Here is a 17,883-nt window from a genome sequence, read left to right as displayed (position 1 = left end):
TTTTTTCAATATTACGCTACCAACAGTCATCCTCAATAACACAGTAAAATAATAAAAATAAGAGAGGGCGTAATCGCGCCCTCTCTTATTTTTATAAATCTTTCACTCTCAGTACACGCATTGCATTTAAAACTGCAAGTAGCGTCACACCAACATCTGAGAAGACCGCTTCCCACATTGTTGCAATACCAAAGGCGCCGAGTAATAACACTAACCCTTTTACCCCTAATGCAAATATAATATTTTGCCATACGATGCTACGTGTACGTTTTGCAATTTTTACTGCTGTCACAATTTTTGAAGGCTCATCAGTCATAATAACGATGTCAGCAGCTTCAATTGCTGCATCTGACCCTAAACCGCCCATCGCAATACCAACGTCTGCTCGTGCTAATACTGGTGTATCATTAATACCATCACCAACAAATGCAATCTTTTCTTTACCGCGTTTTGCTGCATCAATTTTTTCGATTTCTTCTACTTTTTGGTGTGGTAATAATTCGGCATGAACTTCATCTAAACCTAATTCTTTACCAACAGCTGCACCAACTGATTTTGCATCACCAGTTAACATGACTGTCTTCTTAATACCTAGTTCTTTTAACTTTTGAATTGCTTGTTTTGAATCCTCTTTTACCTCATCAGAGATAACGATGTAACCCGCATATTTACCATCTACAGCAACATGAACGAGTGTACCTACTGTATTGGGTTGCTTAAATGTAATGTTTTCTTTGCTCATTAATTTAGCATTACCTGCGAAAATTTCTTTTCCTTGTGCTTTTACAACCGTACCATGACCAGAAATTTCACTATAGTCTTCAATAGCATTTTCATCGATTGATTTTCCATATGCATTTCGAATAGATTGTGCAATCGGATGATTTGAATATACTTCTGCAAATGCTGCATATTCTAATAGCTCTTCAGCTGTAATACCTTCACTAGGCTCCATCTTCGTAACTTTAAAGACACCTTTTGTTAATGTTCCTGTTTTATCAAAAACGATATATTTCACATCATTCAATGCTTCTAAATAGTTACTTCCTTTTACTAAAATACCACTTTTAGATGCCCCACCAATACCGCCAAAGAATCCAAGAGGAATCGATACAACGAGCGCACATGGACAAGAGATTACTAAGAACACTAACGCTCTATAAATCCAATCGGAGAATGTAGCACCCTCTAAAATAAGTGGTGGAATAAATGCCATTATTGCTGCTGTTATAACTACAACAGGAGTGTAATAACGTGCAAACTTCGTAATAAAGTTTTCTGTTGGTGCTTTTTTGCTACTTGCATTTTGTACTAAGTCTAAAATTTTCGATACAGTCGATTCACCGAACTCTTTTGTAACTTCAACAATTAATACACCATTTTGGTTTACAAAACCACTTAATACGTCATTACCAACTTCTACTTCTCGCGGTACAGACTCACCTGTTAGCGCTGAAGTATCCATCATTGATGTTCCCTCAATTACTTTCCCGTCTAACGGTACTTTTTCACCTGGTTTTACGATAATATACTCACCAATTTGCACATCTTCTGGTGATACTTGTTTCGTTTCATTTCCAAATTTCACATTCGCATAGTCAGGACGAATATCCATTAATGACGTAATTGATTTTCGAGAACGATTTACTGCAATACTTTGGAACAATTCCCCTACTTGATAAAATAGCATAACTGCTACAGCTTCTGGATATTGTTGAATCGCGAAAGCTCCTAAAGTTGCAATCGCCATTAAAAAGTTTTCATCGAATACTTGGCCGCGAGTTATGTTTCTTACCGCTCTCCAAACGATATCTCCACCTATTAATAAATACGCAAGGACGAATAATGGAATTGTTATCATTTGCGGTAATCCAGCTAATGCAGCAATTCCTGTCAAAATTCCACCGACTACTAATCGTCCTATCATCTTTTTCACATTTCCATCACCATGATCATGACCGTGGTCGTGTCCTTTTTCCTCTTCCCGAACAACTTTTACATCTGGCTCTAACTTTTGAACAACATTTTTTATATTTTGCACAGTCGATTCAATTTCTCTTTTATTCGTAACTTCTACTCGTAGTTTCTTTGATACGAAATCAACAGTCGCTTCTGAAACTGTTGGCATTTCCTTTACCTTATTTTCAATCTTCATTGCACAATTTGCACAATCTAAGCCTTCTAATACAAATACTTCTTTTATTGATTTTGTTTTTTGTTCTTCTTGCACTTTAATATGCGGCTCTAATTTTGTAACAAGTTGCTTCGCTTCCGTAACAACTTGATTTTCTTTATTTTGCGGTGTTTCTAAAAGCATCGTTTTTGTTGCGAAGTTTACGGAACAAGACGTTACTCCTTCTATATTCCCAACACCTTTTTCAATTTTCATTGCACAATTTGCACAATCTAAACCTTCTAGCATAAGTTTCTTTTTCACTAATGCTTCTGCCATCGTTCTCCCTCCTCGCGTTTTTATTCTTCCTCGTTTACGTGTTCAAACGCTTGCTCGAAGATATGAATTACGTGTTGATCAGCTAATGAATAATAAACTACCTTTCCTTCTTTACGGTTCTTTACAAGCTTTGCTTGCTTTAATACACGAAGCTGATGTGAGATTGAAGATTGCGTCATTCCTAATAAATAAGCTAAATCACAAACACACATTTCAGCTTCAAATAATGCATGTAATATTCTCGTACGTGTACGGTCACCTAATACTTTAAATAATTCTGCTACTTTACTTAAACTTTCATCAGTCGGAATTGTTTGTTTTACTTGATCCACGATTTCCTCGTGAATTACCGTTTGAGAACATGCTTCCTGTTGCGTTTCTATTTTATTTCCAGCCATTATAGCTCACCTCTTTAATTGAACATATGAACAATCATTCATATATCTTATACTCTTATTATATGAGCGTCTGTTCATATGTGTCAATAAAATCCGTAAGATTTTTTTGACAATTTCGTTCACATTTCAAAATAAACACCTAAATATTCTCCGCATCTATCATGCTCTTCATACAAAAAGGATGCACGAAAGCTATCGCACATCCTTTTCTTATTTATTAACTTTCACTGCATCCACAATTAACGAAGCGAATCCTAATTTACCATCCTGATTTCTATAATCAAAACGTTTCGATCGATAAATAAAACCTCCTTGCTCATTCCAATCATTATACTGAAATTCTCCATTTTCATCGCAATACTCTAGCAACTTTACTTGAAAACCCGCTACTTCAAACATAGATACAATCGTTTTATAGTTATGTACAATTTTATGACTTGCAGCCGGATGATCTAATGGACCTGGCCCTCCTACTTGCACACCTTGCTGATATTCTTCATTTGGAAAAAATGCATCTGGTACCGCACAACGAATGTAACCCTCATCTTGTAAAAATTCATAGCATATTTTAGCTGCTTCTATACCTTCTTCATACGATAAATGCTCCCATACGTGTTCAGCCAAAATTACTGATAAAGAATTAGGCTGAAATTTATTAAGCCACGTTTCTCTTTTTAATAAATTTAATTCTTCTTCATTCGTATGTAACCAACCTGGGTTATTATTATATCCCTCTGCTCCAACGACAACTTTCGCCTCCATCTTTCCACCCCTTCTTATATTCCGACATAAAAATTCGACAACATAACATTGGTCTCCTTTATTTCCCCAAAAGAAAAAGCCTTGCGCGCTCCCTAGACGCACAAGGCTTACTAACTTTATATCCCTTTAATTAGCTTTTTCTAAACTATCTTGCGAACTTCCATCGTCTTTTAAATGACTATGTTTTTTCGAATAAACAAAGTATACAACCACTCCGATTGCTAACCAAACACCGAAGTATATCCATGTTTTTAACGGTAGATTTACCATTAAGAATAGACAGCTTGCAACTGAAATAATCGGTAAGATCGGTACAAGTGGTACCATAAATCCACGTTGTAATTTCGGATGCGTTTTACGAAGAATGATGACAGTTACACCAACCATCGCAAATGTTAATAACGCTCCAATATTCGCTAAATTCGACAATTCTTTTAAATCGATAAATCCGGCAATTAAAGCACTACCAATTCCTGTTAACCAAACTGAAAATGTTGGTGCTTCTGTCTTCTTGTTAATTTTCGCAAAAGATTTTGGCAATAAACCGTCACGGCTCATAGCGAAGAATACACGTGTCGTAGCGTAGATGTATGCGAAAATTACAGCCATAATACCAATTACAGCTCCAATAGCGATTACACCAGCCACTTTATCTTGTCCTACAACTTCTAATACATAGGCCATCGCTTCAGGTACATCTAATTCCTTATAAGAAACCATACCTGTCATAACGAGACAAACTACAACATAAATGATTGTACAAATGACTAATGAAGCAATAATACCAATCGGCAAATCACGTTGTGGATTTTTCACTTCTTCAGCAGAAGTTGCTAATGCATCAAATCCTAAGAAAGCGAAGAATACTGCTGCTCCTCCGGCGAAGACTCCACTTAAGCCGTACGGTGCAAATGGTATCCAGTTTTCTGGTTTCACGTAGAATACACCAACTGCAATGAATAAAACAACAATACCAATTTTAATTAATACCATTATGTTATTCACACGCTTACTTTCTTTTGTACCACGTGATAATAACCAAGTTATCACCAACGTAACGATAACTGCGGGTAAGTTCACCATACCACCTTGCGCTGGAATCGTTAACAATGCTTTAGGAATTTCAATTCCCAATCCGCTCACTAAATTATTGAAATAACCTGTCCATCCGCCAGCTACTGCGGCAGTTGTTACGACATATACGGATAGCAATGTCCATCCCATTAAATGGGCAACAAACTCACCAATTGTTGCATATGAATATGTGTACACACTACCTGAAACAGGAAGTGCAGATGCAACCTCTGCATAACATAAAGCTGCAAATCCACAAACAATTGCTGCAATCATGAATGAAAAAATAACTGCTGGACCAGCATCTCTTGCTGCTACTAATCCCGTTAATACTAGAACTCCTGTACCAATTATCGCACCAATCCCTAGCATTGTTAGGTCAAATGCCCCTAGCGTTTTCGTCAAAGTTTTACTTTTACTTTCCCCTAACAATTGCGTAACGGATTTCTTTTTAAATAGGTTGGCCACGATGAATGCCCCCTTTTACCAAGAAGAGCTAAGAGGTATTATCTCTTAGCTCTTATCATGTTGTTTTATATATTGTTCGATTTTGTTTTGTATAATGCTTCTATTAGCAAGATACTGTTTCTGCTTCTAATAATTCTTTTGCACCTTTGTACTCTACACCGTGAGCTTCTGCAACTGCTTCGAATGTTACATAGCCTTCTAATGTATTAATACCTTTTAATAATGCAGTGTTGCCTAGGCAAGCTTCTTTGTAGCCTTTGTTAGCAATTTGTACTGCATATGGTACTGTTACGTTTGTTAATGCAAGAGTTGATGTACGTGGAACCGCACCTGGCATGTTTGCAACTGCATAATGCACAACGCCGTGTTTTTCATAAGTTGGGTTATCATGAGTTGTAATACGGTCAGTTGTTTCGAAAATACCACCTTGGTCAATCGCGATATCTACAACAACAGAACCTTGTTCCATTGATTTAATCATTTCTTCTGTTACAAGTTTTGGCGCTTTTGCACCTGGGATTAATACTGCACCGATTACAAGATCAGATTCTTTTACAGCTTCTGCAATATTGTAAGGATTAGACATTAAAGTTTTTACTTGGTTTCCGAAAATGTCATCTAATTGACGAAGACGTTCTGCACTTAAGTCGATGATTGTTACATCCGCACCTAGTCCAACTGCAATTTTAGCAGCATTTGTACCAGCTTGTCCACCACCGATAATTGTTACTTTACCACGTTTAACTCCTGGAACACCTGCAAGTAAGATACCTTTACCGCCTTTGTTTTTCTCAAGGAATTGCGCACCGATTTGTGCAGCCATACGACCAGCTACTTCACTCATAGGTGCAAGTAATGGTAATGAACGGTTTTCTAATTGTACTGTTTCATATGCGATAGCAACAACTTTCTTTTCAATTAACGCTTTTGTTAATTCTGGTTCTGGAGCTAAGTGTAAGTATGTGAATAAGATTAAACCTTCGCTGAAGTGTTTGTATTCGCTTTCAACTGGTTCCTTAACTTTCATAACCATTTCCATGTTCCAAGCTTCTTCAGCTGTATCAACAATTTTTGCTCCCGCTTCAACATACTGAGCATCTGTGAAACCAGATCCTACACCTGCATCCTTTTGAATGAATACTTCGTGATTGTTACGAACTAAATGTACAACACCTGCTGGTGTCATTGCCACACGGTTTTCGTTGTTTTTAATTTCTGCTGGTACCCCAATACGCATAATGAAATGCCCCCTTATAATTAACAGAAAAAAGGAATTCTTTTTTCTTTTTTAAATAATTAATAACTTATGTCCTTATTCTAGCATAACTTAAAAGTTATGAAAACGCTAACATACTATTTTTTTAAAGTTTATATATTTAGAATAGTGTAAATATATAAAACATGGATTCTATTGAGTTCTGCGTACCACTTCATCATCTATCACTCTATTTCTATTATATCCATTCAAAATGCATAGTTATTATTTATTATTTGACAATAACGTAACAATGTAAAAAAACTAAGTAGTTACGTATACATATACACTTATTACTTTGTACAATACTTTAGAAATATATTCTTTTCATAAAAAAAACAGCTACTGGCATTTAACCAGCAGCTGGGTAACTTATAAATAATTTTGAAAACAAGTCTTCTGTCGTTTCTGTAATTTTATCAAATATATCGCTTTCTTCAGCTTCTTGTTCTTTTAACATCTTAATTGTTTCACCTGCGTCTTCAGGATAATCGGTAATGATACCATCTACGTTTAACTTATAATATGCCTTTAAACTTTCCATATCATTTACTGTCCATACGTAAATTGGCTTATTTAACTTCCTTGCTTCTTTTACTAATTTCTTATTTAACATATATTCTTCTGCTACATAAAAATCAGCCTTCACATTCTTTAAGTTAGCTCTACTTGCATAAAGTATATATCCTACTTTTATATCTGGATTTGCACGCTTAAACTCTTTAATGAGCGGATAATGTAACGTTTGAATAACACATTGTTTCTCAAAGTCATTATCTTTAATTGTTTTTAGTACTTTATTTACGAAATCCTTCTCATTACCGTGAAGCTTCACTTCTATATTGAGTTTTATTCTATTTTTTGAAAGCTTAATAATTTCATCTAATGTGCTAATTCCCCCTGAGAATCCATCTTGGCTAAGAGTAAGTTTCCTTAACTCATCCATTGTCAAATCTGATACATGTACATTCTCATTGGCAAGACGTTTTAACTTCAAATCATGAATTACTGCCAGCTCGCCATCTTTCGTTTGCAGTACATCGATTTCAGCGTAATCTGCTTTTGCATCAATAGCACCTTGCACAGCTTCTTTCGTATTTTCTACCCCTTTTGATATATATCCACGATGTGCCATAATAATCGGTTCTTTATACGAATTTGAAATAAAGGTTACAATGAAGGCAACGACCATTCCAGCAATAATAATTCCCACAATATATACACCAATAAATTTCCAACGATGTTTTTGGAAGAAACATTTATCTGCTTTCGATTTTGAATAGTCTAATCCTTCTTCTAGTAAAACATCTTCAACCGGAACCTTTTGCAAATACAATCGCGTAATCGCCATAATATAAAATGGTGTCACGATAAAGCTAAATAAATACAATGTACTTGTTAGGAATACAGACATTGTTGATTCAGCTAACAATGCGAATGTTCCTTTCGGGTTTGTAAATTCATACACACCCCATAGGCACAATAAATATATTCCCCAAAATACAATATACACAATCCCTATTGAAATGAAAAAACCTACTAAAAAGAATAGTACTTTAAAAAAGCTTTCTTTTACTAAAGCTGCACTTTTGCGTGCTGCCACGCGAAATGTTTTTTGCTCTAAAACGACAATAGGTAGAACAAAAATCCAGCGAAGGTTCAAATACGCGACTACAGCAAAGAACGTGTAATAACCAACTTGTCCCATCGTTGTCTTGAAGAGTTCTCCTGTAATAAAGTTAGGAATTTGAATTTGCGGAATTAATGCCGTTTCATATCCCATATTTAAAAGAGGTAATAATACGACAGCATATAAAATAAATCCTGGTAAGCAATATGTGAAAAGAGTAGGTAAATACGTTACCGTTTTATATAAAATCGGACGTAATTTCACCTTTTGTCTTTTATGAGCAAAATACGAAATAATAATAAGTACCGCAAATTCCGTAAAAATAAGAAACAGTGCTAACAATGACAAAATTACGATTGCCACGATGCCGTATGGTGTCTTTAAAAACACTAATAATTCATCGTTCGTTGCATTTGCATAACCACCAAAATACAATAACTTATTAAAAATGATCCCAAATAGCGGGACAAATACAATCGCTGCTAATAATTTATAAACAAGTTGAAAGGTTAATACATTCCAAAAAGCAAATCTAACTGTTTGAAAGGAATGTCCCATTACTCCTGGTATAGATAGTTTTTTACGGTGTTGCATATATTCCTCCAAATTCTAAAACGGTATTTGAGATGGATTCCACATTTCCAGTTCCAATCCATCTTTTTAATAATAATATATTCCGCTTAACATGAACACTCTTATACATATAATGAAAAAAGTGATGGCTAATCCCATCACTTTTTTTCACTCACTCTATTTTTTCTCTAATCCTTGTCCAAATGCTTTTAAGAAACTAAAACCGAATGTAATCGCCCTGTTGATATCTGGATCTTTTAATACCTTAAAGAAATCCATCACTTTTGTTTTCTTTCCATTTTTCAGCTCATCCGTTGCAAATTGTAATCCAGTGACTAAACTAGATGTTATTTGTTTCGTTATTTCTGGGTCCACTGAAGATAATGCCTCTCCTGCCCCCATCATATTGTTTAATGCGTTTTTTACTGGTTCACGATTCAATTGTTCAACAGCTATTTTGGAAACATCTTCTTTTGCAGCAAGTAAACTAATTGCTGCATCTAAAATTCCAGCTTTGTGCAACTGCGCTAATAGCTGCATCGTCTCTTCTACTGCTTCTCTATTTTCAGCTAGATCATTTAACAACTCATCTGTTACTTGCTGTTTTTTTTCTTCTTCTGTTACAATCTTCTTTTTAATTAAAGTAATCTCTTTTGCCACTATCTCCGCCCCCTAATTCTGGTCCACAAGTGATACGTATTGTTTTCTTTGCCACTTTTTCTCGATTTCAACACCATTTTGCGGATGGCGTTTTTTATCTCTCGGGTTTGAAGATGGTAACGGACGATTTCCTTTTTCACGTAATACGCGCAGTTTCACCATTGTTTGTTTATAAGCTGGTGTACACGTATAAATGTCTGTTGCTGTTCCTGTTAAAATATTGATTGCCTCTTCATTTACTGTCGCATGCATCGGCAAATATAACTCATTTCCAGTTACACGATCTGTAACAAGCGCTTGTACTTTAATCTTTCCAAATGGTGATGCTAACTCTACAAGACCACCATCTTTCACATTGCGTTCTTTAGCAAGTTCAGGTGAAATTTCAACAAATACTTCAGACACTTTAGATAAAATTCCAGCCGACTTATTCGTCATATTTCCTTCATGGAAATGCTCTAGTATACGGCCATTATTTAATAGTAAATCATACTCATCTGGTGCTACAACTGGCGGAACCCATTCATCTAGTGATAATCGTGCTAGTTTGTCTGGGAAGTTAAATCCATCTACATATAATAACGGTGTATCACTACCATCATGGCTACCCCAACATAAACTATTCCAGCCTTCTAAACGGTCATACGTTGCTTGTGAATATAACGGGGCAAGCGATGCAATTTCATCCATAATTTCACTTGGACTTCCATAATTCCAGTCTCCGCCCAGTGCACGAGCTACTTTTTGTAAAATCCACCAATCTGGTTTAGAATCACCAAGTGGCTTCAATACTTCATACAATCTTTGAATACGGCGCTCTGTATTTGTAAATGTTCCTTCCTTTTCTAAGCTTGGTGCTGCCGGTAAAATAACATCGGCAAAACGAGCTGTTTTCGATAAGAACATATCTTGAACAACAAGGAAGTCTAAATTCGCTAAAATATGTTGTACATGGTTGGCATTTGAATCTACTAAAGCCATTTCTTCTCCCATAACATACATACCACGCAGTTTTCCTTCTTCGGCCGCAAGTAACATTGCGATATTATTTAATCCCGGTTCTTTCGGAATGGTAGTACCGTATGCTTTTTCAAATTTCGCACGATGCACATCATCTGAAACTGCTTGGTAACCCGGAAGCCAGTTCGGTAATGTCGCCATATCACAAGCACCTTGTACGTTATTATGCCCGCGTAACGGATACGCACCGGCACCAGGACGACGGTAGTTACCTGTAACGAGAAGTAAATTTGAAATTGCTGCCGACGTTGTACTTCCTCCTGTATTTTGAGTTACACCCATTCCCCAAAGTATACAAGTACCATCTGCTTCATATACCATACGAGCCATTTCTTTTAACTGAGCTTTAGAAATCCCTGTAATTTTCTCAGTATAATCAAGCGTATATTTCTCTAGCATTTTGCTATATTCATCAAAATTCTTTACATTTTCAGCTATGAACTTTTTATCGTGCCAATCTTGATCGATAATGTATTTCGTTATCCCAGCAAGCCATACATAATCCGTCCCTTGACTCGGGTGAACAAATATATCAGCACGCTCCGCCATTTCATGTTTACGAAGGTCTGCGACAATTAGTTTTTGTTCATGTAATTTATGAGCACGTTTCACTCTAGTTGCAAGTACAGGATGTCCTTCTGTTGGATTTGCACCAACAATAATAACAAGACCTGCCTCAGCAATATCTTTCACTGTTCCAGCATCTCCGCCCATACCGACAGTTTTAAATAAACCGTCTGTTGCTGGAGATTGGCAATAACGGGAACAGTTATCTACATTATTTGTTCCATATATTTGACGAGCTAGTTTTTGCATAAGATAGTTTTCTTCATTTGTTACTTTCGAAGAAGAAATAAACCCAAACGCATCGCTACCATATTCTGATTTAATATGTTGCATATTAGATGCAACAACTTCAAGAGCCTCTTCCCATGAAGCCTCAACAAACATATCTCCTTGGCGAATTAACGGCTTTGTAATACGCTCTTCACTGTTCACAAAGTCCCATCCGAATTTGCCTTTTACACATGTGGAAATACCATTAACCGGTGCATCTGAAACAGGTTGCACTTTTAAAATTTGACGATCTTTCGTCCAGACTTCAAATGAACAACCTACACCACAAAATGTACACACTGTTTTTGTCTTATTAATTTTCGTCTTACGCATCGCGGACTCTACTTCTGAAACTGCTAAAATACTGCTATATCCAGGCTCTACATCTTTTACAAAATCAATCATTGGATTTAGCACATCTGGTTTTAAACCAGTCATAAATCCAGCTTCTCCTAGCATCGTTTTTTCCATTAATGCATTACAAGGACAAACTGTTACACATTGCCCACAGCTAACACAAGACGAGTCATTTATATTCACACCATTGTCCCAAATAACACGTGGGCGGTCTAAACTCCAATCAATCGATAAAGTTTCATTCACTTGTAAATTTTGGCATACTTCTACACACTGCCCACAGGCAATACATTGATTTGGGTCGTATCGATAGAATGGATGCGACGTATCCACTTCGCATGCACTTACTTTCGGTTCATATGGATATTTCTGTTCTTCAATTCCCATCATATCTACTGTATTGTGGACTTTACAGTTACCATTATTATTATCACATACCGTACAGTACAATAAATGATTCTCTAATATTCGATCCATCGCTTCAGTTTGTGCTTCCTTCGCACGTTCCGATTGCCTCTCAATATGCATGCCATCTTCCAACTTTGTTGAACAAGCACGCATTAACTTTCCATCTACTTCTACAATACATGTATCACAAGTTTGAATAGGATCTACCTCTGGTACATGACAAATTTGAGGATGTTCTAAATTACTTTCGTTAAATAATTGGAGTATCGTCTTTTCACCTGATGCGAAAAATTCTTTACCATCAACGGTTACACGGACTGTCTGTTCTGTCATAGTTTCCCCTCTCCTTACAACTAACTGTACAACACATTTTTGAATCCGTTTTCAAAAATGCGTTGCTGTACATATTTTTGAAACGCCCTGTTAAAATACTTTCCTTTGGAAGTCGATTCTAGATGTTATAAGGTATAACTACGAAAGCTTGAAAATGTCGCTATTCTACAAATCTATTATATCGTACATATACAATAATAACCAAAATAATCTGCTATCTTCTTACTAGTAGATGCTTTTGTTTTTTCGATGTTTTATGATAAATATGGAGAAAAATATATATAAAGGGGAATTTAATATGGGGCCTACTCAAGAAACATATACGATTGTACGCTATCAATCTGGTACATTTTCAAAACAAACCGATGAGGTTGTTACGGAATCTCCTATTACAATTAAATTAAATAGCGAAGAATACGTAACAGTTGTATGCACTCCTAATTACATTGAAGATATGGTAATCGGTTTTTTAATTTCTGAAGGAATTATTTCTTCTTATAAAGATATTGAAGAATTATGGATCCAAAAAGAAAACGGTATTGTTCATGTAAAATCATCAAAAATTAATCCGCTCTATCAAACTTTATATAATAAACGGTACGTAACTTCTTGTTGCGGAAAAAGTAGACAAGGTTTTGTTTTCGTCAACGATGCAGCAAAAGCAAAGAAGTTACATGATATACATATAACTATTACTCCGGAAGAATGTTTTCACCTAATGACTTCCTTACAACAATCTTCAACTACATTTCGCCAAACGGGTGGTGTGCATAATACCGCTCTATGTGATCGAAAAAACATTCTTTTAGCACGAATGGATATCGGAAGACATAATGCGCTAGATAAAATATACGGTCATTGTTTACGAAACAATATATCCGTTCAAGGGAAAATCATTGCGTTTAGCGGACGCATCTCATCTGAAATTTTGTTAAAGGTTTCAAAAATAGGTTGCGAAATTGTTCTATCTAAATCAGCTCCAACTAAACTAGCTCTGCAACTCGCCCATGATTTAGGTATTACCGTAGTAGGATTTATTCGAAATGGATCTTGCAATATTTATACACATCCAGAACGAATCGATGGCTACAAAATAAACGATTGACTACGTAAAAGAAAGTGGAAATTTAATCAGTGGAGGGTTTTTCCCTCCCCACTGATTATTAGCCCAAACCAATCGGGCTTTTACGGGCAACCCGACTCCCACGAATAGTGGGATAAAAATGACTCCTTTACAAAGTGGGAATTTTAGTTATAAAAATGTAATATATTAAATCCTTGAATAGTTAATGAAGTTAATATATAATTTCATTACATAAATAAAATAAAAACATAGTAGCATAATCTCTTCATTCTTTTACAAATTAAGAAAGAATAGTCACAGAATACATTTAACTAAACTTAATCTTACAAAGTTAATGAATTAAATTTGAATCAATCTAGGAGGTTACAACTATGGAAATTCGCTTATTAACAACAGAGGACGCAGAAATTTATTTGAAAGTTTGTATGGAAGGTTTAACGAAAAACCCTGAGGCTTTTAGCTCTTCTTATGAAGATGTTCTTAAACATGAAAACCCTGTCGCTGCTATGGCAAAGCGATTAAGCAATCCGGATAAGTATACTCTAGGTGTCTTCAAAGATAATGATTTAGTCGGTATTGCTACTCTAGAAACAAAGCCATTTATTAAGCAAGAGCATAAAGCAAAAATCGGCTCCGTTTTTGTTTCTCCAAAAGCGCGTGGTCTCGGTGCAGGACGAGCTTTAATTAAAGCGATTATTGAAAATGCCGATAAATTACATGTAGAACAGCTCATGCTTGATGTTGTTGCTGATAACACTGCTGCAAAAAAATTATATGAGTCCCTCGGCTTCCAAACTTACGGTGTGCAAGAACGGTCCTTAAAACATAATGGCCAATATTGGGACGAAGAGCATATGGTTTTATTCTTAAATAATTAACATTTTAATATAATTTTTCAAAAGCATCTTCTTATTAATTAAGATGCTTTTTTCATTACAACAATGTAATCTTCATGTCACCTTTATCAATCGTTCCAATCCTTTCCATTCGTTATACTAAAAATATAAAGTGAGACTTTAATCAGTGGGGATAATCTATCTCCCGCTGAGTATTTCATGAACGTATAGCATGCAATTGATATGTAGAGGAGAATGTAACATGAAACAAAACAAACAAGCTATCTTTTTAATATTTGCTACAGCAATTGTAACTTCTGGACTGGCAATTCTACCTTGGTTTATTATATAGAAAACATTAAAAAAGCTTATTGCTTCTTAAGAAGCAATAAGCTTTTTTTCTATTATAAAATCCCGAAAAATTTATTTACACAACTTATCATAATAAGCATAGATACCGCAACACACATTACAATCGCATTACGATCTTGCTTTTCTTTTTGTAAATGTTCTACTTTTTTACTCATGTGTACAATCCCCTTTATATTAAAAAAAGTGTGAGATAGGAAATTTTTCTTATCCGATGCGAGGTGAATACGAAAACCCTCTCTATCTCACATACACAATAGAATGGAATTGTCATTTTATAAATAAAATGACATGACGTTATGTCGCAACATAGGGTATTTGTGTCGCTACGTTTTCTATTATAAAAAATAGTTGTGCAAAACTAGTGCATTTTTTATGTCAATTGCCCTGATTGAAAAAATCAGCCATCCATTCAATCACATAAAAAGAGTTTTTTATTATTTTCATGTAAACTATACAAGTAGAATGAAGAGTTTGGGGTGCACAAGATTATGGTGAAAATTTTATTAGTAGACGATGAAGAACGTATGTTACGATTATTAGATCTGTTCTTAAGCCCTCGTGGCTATTTTTGTATGAAAGCTACCTCTGGCCTTGAAGCGCTAGAATTAATCGAACAAAAGGTCTTCGATATTATTTTATTAGATGTTATGATGCCAAATATGGATGGGTGGGATACTTGCTATCAAATCCGTCAAATTTCCAACGTTCCAATTATTATGCTAACAGCTCGCAACCAAAATTATGATATGGTCAAAGGCCTGACCATGGGAGCAGATGACTATATTACAAAACCATTCGATGAACATGTATTAGTCGCGCGAATCGAGGCTATATTACGTCGTACAAAGAAAGATAGCTTTGTTAGCTTCAATGGTATTGAGTGGGATAAAACGAAACATACTGTTACAGTTTATAATGAAAAAATCTCACTAACTCCTATTGAATTTTCGTTACTCGGACTATTTTTACAAAATACAAACCGTGCCTACAGCCGAGACGATTTAATCGAGAAGATTTGGGGCTATCAAACAGATATCGAATATAGAACTATCGATTCACATATTCGTAACATACGGGATAAGTTACGCAAAAAAGGATTTCCAGTTGAAGATTACTTAGAAACTGTCTATAAAGTCGGATATAAATGGAAAAATGAATAATTACTTCTGTCAGTGGGGATGGATAAATCCCCACTGATTAAAGTTTCACTTTATATGAAATAAGGTATGGTGAGAAAATGAGCAAACTTTCCCTTAAAGTTGGGACATACTTTTTAATATTAGCTTTATGTATTGAGACAATCGCTTTCGTATCTTTTTATAAAAGTCTTTCAAAAATGCGTGTTGAAGAGGAGACGCTTGCTCTTTTAGAGAAAGGAAATCGCTATCGTAATACGATTGAACAGCGTGCAAAATGGAGCAAATACGGCAAATACGCTGAGAAAAGAAAACATACTGAACATCTCAACCGCCCTGCCTCTTCCGGCTTCTCTATTGAAAGTGCCGCTGAAGACTTAATGGAAACAGAAGCACTTACTAATTCTGATATAGCCATTGTTATCACTGACAGTAATGGAAAAATCACTTCGGCCTCAGAAACAGTAACAAAAGATATGCAAAAACAACTTCATTGTAAAATCGCCCCCGTTAAAAGGGGCGGATTAATAGTAGAAAAGAATTGGAAAAAATCAAAATTCATCTCAACAGTAACACCAATTGATACAAAAGACTTTCAAGGCAAATTACACATGTTCTTAAAAACATCCTTCTTAGAAGATATGCTACTTAGACTCATGAATCAATTCATTATCGTGAGTATTTTAACACTTATTTTAACAACTATTTCTGTCTTTGTTTTTTCTCGAGTTATTACAGATCCTCTTATAAAGATGAAGAGAGCAACAGAAAAAATGTCAAAATTAAACAAGCCAATTCAATTAGGGATTAAACGCAATGATGAACTTGGAAGTTTAGCCACAACCATTGAGGAACTGTCTAGTGAACTGACGTATATGAAAAAAGAGCGAAACGAATTTCTTGCCAGTGTAGCGCACGAGTTACTCACTCCACTAACTTATATGAAAGGTTATGCGAAAGTGGCAAAGAGAGATTCTTTAACGAAGGAAGAACGTGAAGAGTATTTACAAATCATCGAGGATGAAACCGATAGTGTAACTGATCTCGTACAAGATTTATTTATGCTCGTACAATTAGAGCAACATCAATTCGTTATTAAAAAACAAAAAATGCTCCTTAGGCCATTTTTAGAACGAATGGTTGAAAAAACAAAAACAACATTAACAAACAAACAAATAGAAATTCATGTGTACTGTAAAAATGATTTAGAAGTTTGTATAGATGAAAGGCGTATGGAACAAGTGATGTTAAATTTATTGCATAATGCTTATCAACATTCGCCAGAAAACACTTCTATAACAATACGTGTACTAACCAGTGCGAATACTTTTATAATAAGTATACAAGATGAAGGTGAAGGTATTCCAAAAGAGGATATCTCACACATTTTCGATCGCTTTTACCGTGTCGATAAATCTAGAACACGAGCTACAGGAGGAAAAGGCATTGGACTAGCTGTTGCAAAGGAAATTGTAGAACTTCATAATGGTTCTATCAAAGTTAAAAGCGAGTTAGAAGTCGGAACAGAATTTATAATTGAATTACCATTTGAATAATATATGTGTGAAATCACCAGTAGTAGTCAACACTACTGGTGCTATTTTATTTATAAAACCAGCTCATATAAGCTAAGCTTTTGAAATTATTCTTATTTCAATATAAAATATAGGTATAACTGTCAAAGATTTGGAGGGTGATATAATTGGATATCCATGTATTAACAAAAGACGAAGCAGAAATTTACTTAGAACTTCGAGTAGAAGGGTTAAAACAAAACCCGGAAGCTTTCAGCTCTTCTTATGAAGATATTATTAATAAAGAGTGTGCTATTGAATATAAAGCCCAAAAATTAGCACAAGATGAGAACTATACACTAGGTGCATTTAAAGATGGAGAATTAATCGGAGTTGCAACACTGGAAACGAAACCATATGTAAAACAAGAACATAAAGCGAAAATTGGTTCAGTATACGTGTCTCCAAAAGCACGCGGACTTGGAGCAGGAAAATCACTTATTAAGGAATGTCTTGAACTTGCTAAATCTCTAGAAGTAGAGCAAGTTATGCTTGATGTTGTTGTCGGAAACGATGGTGCAAAAAAACTTTATGAGTCATTAGGATTTAAAACATTTGGTGTGCAAGAACGCTCATTAAAATATAACGGACAATATTGGGATGAAGAGCATATGGTTCTTTTCCTAGATGAAGAAAAATAATAAAAAAACATCC

Annotated in this window: 14 protein-coding genes; 5 read left to right on the top strand and 9 right to left on the bottom strand. The window is 35.3% G+C overall.

Features of this window, described 5'->3' with window-relative positions:
- Window positions 1–91 precede the first annotated feature (91 nt).
- The 8 genes from EXW56_RS03005 to fdhF form a co-directional block, all read right to left on the bottom strand.
- Window positions 92–2,452, bottom strand: a complete 2,361-nt coding sequence (locus EXW56_RS03005; protein WP_002201815.1) for a heavy metal translocating P-type ATPase — start codon at window positions 2,450–2,452, stop codon at window positions 92–94.
- A gap of 20 nt (window positions 2,453–2,472) precedes the next feature.
- Window positions 2,473–2,850, bottom strand: coding sequence for an ArsR/SmtB family transcription factor (locus tag EXW56_RS03000; RefSeq protein WP_002113975.1), 378 nt, complete (start codon window positions 2,848–2,850; stop codon window positions 2,473–2,475).
- Between the two features lie 210 nt (window positions 2,851–3,060).
- Complete coding sequence (locus EXW56_RS02995; RefSeq protein WP_002201816.1) at window positions 3,061–3,612, bottom strand: class I SAM-dependent methyltransferase; 552 nt, start codon at window positions 3,610–3,612, stop codon at window positions 3,061–3,063.
- Between the two features lie 126 nt (window positions 3,613–3,738).
- Window positions 3,739–5,154 (bottom strand): amino acid permease, encoded by a 1,416-nt coding sequence (locus tag EXW56_RS02990; RefSeq protein WP_002113970.1) that lies wholly within the window; start codon window positions 5,152–5,154, stop codon window positions 3,739–3,741.
- Window positions 5,155–5,257: 103 nt separating this feature from the next.
- Entirely contained in the window at window positions 5,258–6,391 is a 1,134-nt protein-coding gene (gene ald / locus EXW56_RS02985; protein ID WP_002010453.1) for an alanine dehydrogenase, read from the bottom strand.
- Between the two features lie 370 nt (window positions 6,392–6,761).
- On the bottom strand, window positions 6,762–8,633 hold the full coding sequence (locus tag EXW56_RS02980) for a glycerophosphoryl diester phosphodiesterase membrane domain-containing protein (protein ID WP_002201817.1): 1,872 nt from the start codon (window positions 8,631–8,633) through the stop codon (window positions 6,762–6,764).
- 156 nt (window positions 8,634–8,789) lie between these two features.
- Window positions 8,790–9,272, bottom strand: coding sequence for a helical membrane plugin domain-containing protein (locus tag EXW56_RS02975; protein WP_002113965.1), 483 nt, complete (start codon window positions 9,270–9,272; stop codon window positions 8,790–8,792).
- A gap of 12 nt (window positions 9,273–9,284) precedes the next feature.
- Window positions 9,285–12,227: a formate dehydrogenase subunit alpha gene (gene fdhF / locus EXW56_RS02970; protein WP_002113962.1), complete on the bottom strand. Its 2,943-nt coding sequence runs from the start codon at window positions 12,225–12,227 to the stop codon at window positions 9,285–9,287.
- 298 nt (window positions 12,228–12,525) lie between these two features.
- Between fdhF and fdhD the strand changes: the two genes are divergently transcribed.
- Together fdhD and EXW56_RS02960 are read left to right on the top strand one after the other, a co-directional pair.
- A complete protein-coding gene (gene fdhD / locus EXW56_RS02965; protein ID WP_002113960.1) occupies window positions 12,526–13,332 on the top strand; it encodes a formate dehydrogenase accessory sulfurtransferase FdhD in 807 nt (268 codons plus the stop codon).
- 350 nt (window positions 13,333–13,682) lie between these two features.
- On the top strand, window positions 13,683–14,189 hold the full coding sequence (locus tag EXW56_RS02960; RefSeq protein ID WP_000405886.1) for a GNAT family N-acetyltransferase: 507 nt from the start codon (window positions 13,683–13,685) through the stop codon (window positions 14,187–14,189).
- 362 nt (window positions 14,190–14,551) lie between these two features.
- Here EXW56_RS02960 and EXW56_RS27825 read toward each other — a convergent pair whose 3' ends face one another.
- Complete coding sequence (locus tag EXW56_RS27825) at window positions 14,552–14,674, bottom strand: hypothetical protein (protein ID WP_002113959.1); 123 nt, start codon at window positions 14,672–14,674, stop codon at window positions 14,552–14,554.
- Between the two features lie 333 nt (window positions 14,675–15,007).
- Here EXW56_RS27825 and EXW56_RS02955 point away from each other — a divergent pair, with 333 nt between their 5' ends.
- From EXW56_RS02955 to EXW56_RS02945, 3 genes are all read left to right on the top strand, one after another.
- Complete coding sequence (locus EXW56_RS02955; protein WP_033716787.1) at window positions 15,008–15,679, top strand: response regulator transcription factor; 672 nt, start codon at window positions 15,008–15,010, stop codon at window positions 15,677–15,679.
- A 77-nt stretch (window positions 15,680–15,756) separates the two neighbouring features.
- The gene (locus EXW56_RS02950; RefSeq protein WP_002201820.1) at window positions 15,757–17,211 is read left to right on the top strand and encodes a sensor histidine kinase; all 1,455 of its coding nucleotides are present in this window, start codon (window positions 15,757–15,759) and stop codon (window positions 17,209–17,211) included.
- Between the two features lie 146 nt (window positions 17,212–17,357).
- On the top strand, window positions 17,358–17,870 hold the full coding sequence (locus tag EXW56_RS02945; RefSeq protein WP_098988687.1) for a GNAT family N-acetyltransferase: 513 nt from the start codon (window positions 17,358–17,360) through the stop codon (window positions 17,868–17,870).
- The last annotated feature ends 13 nt before the right edge of the window (window positions 17,871–17,883 follow it).

The organism is Bacillus mycoides (genome assembly GCF_018742245.1).
Classification (GTDB): domain Bacteria; phylum Bacillota; class Bacilli; order Bacillales; family Bacillaceae_G; genus Bacillus_A; species Bacillus_A cereus_U.
This window is presented reverse-complemented; position numbering and strand designations above follow the sequence as displayed.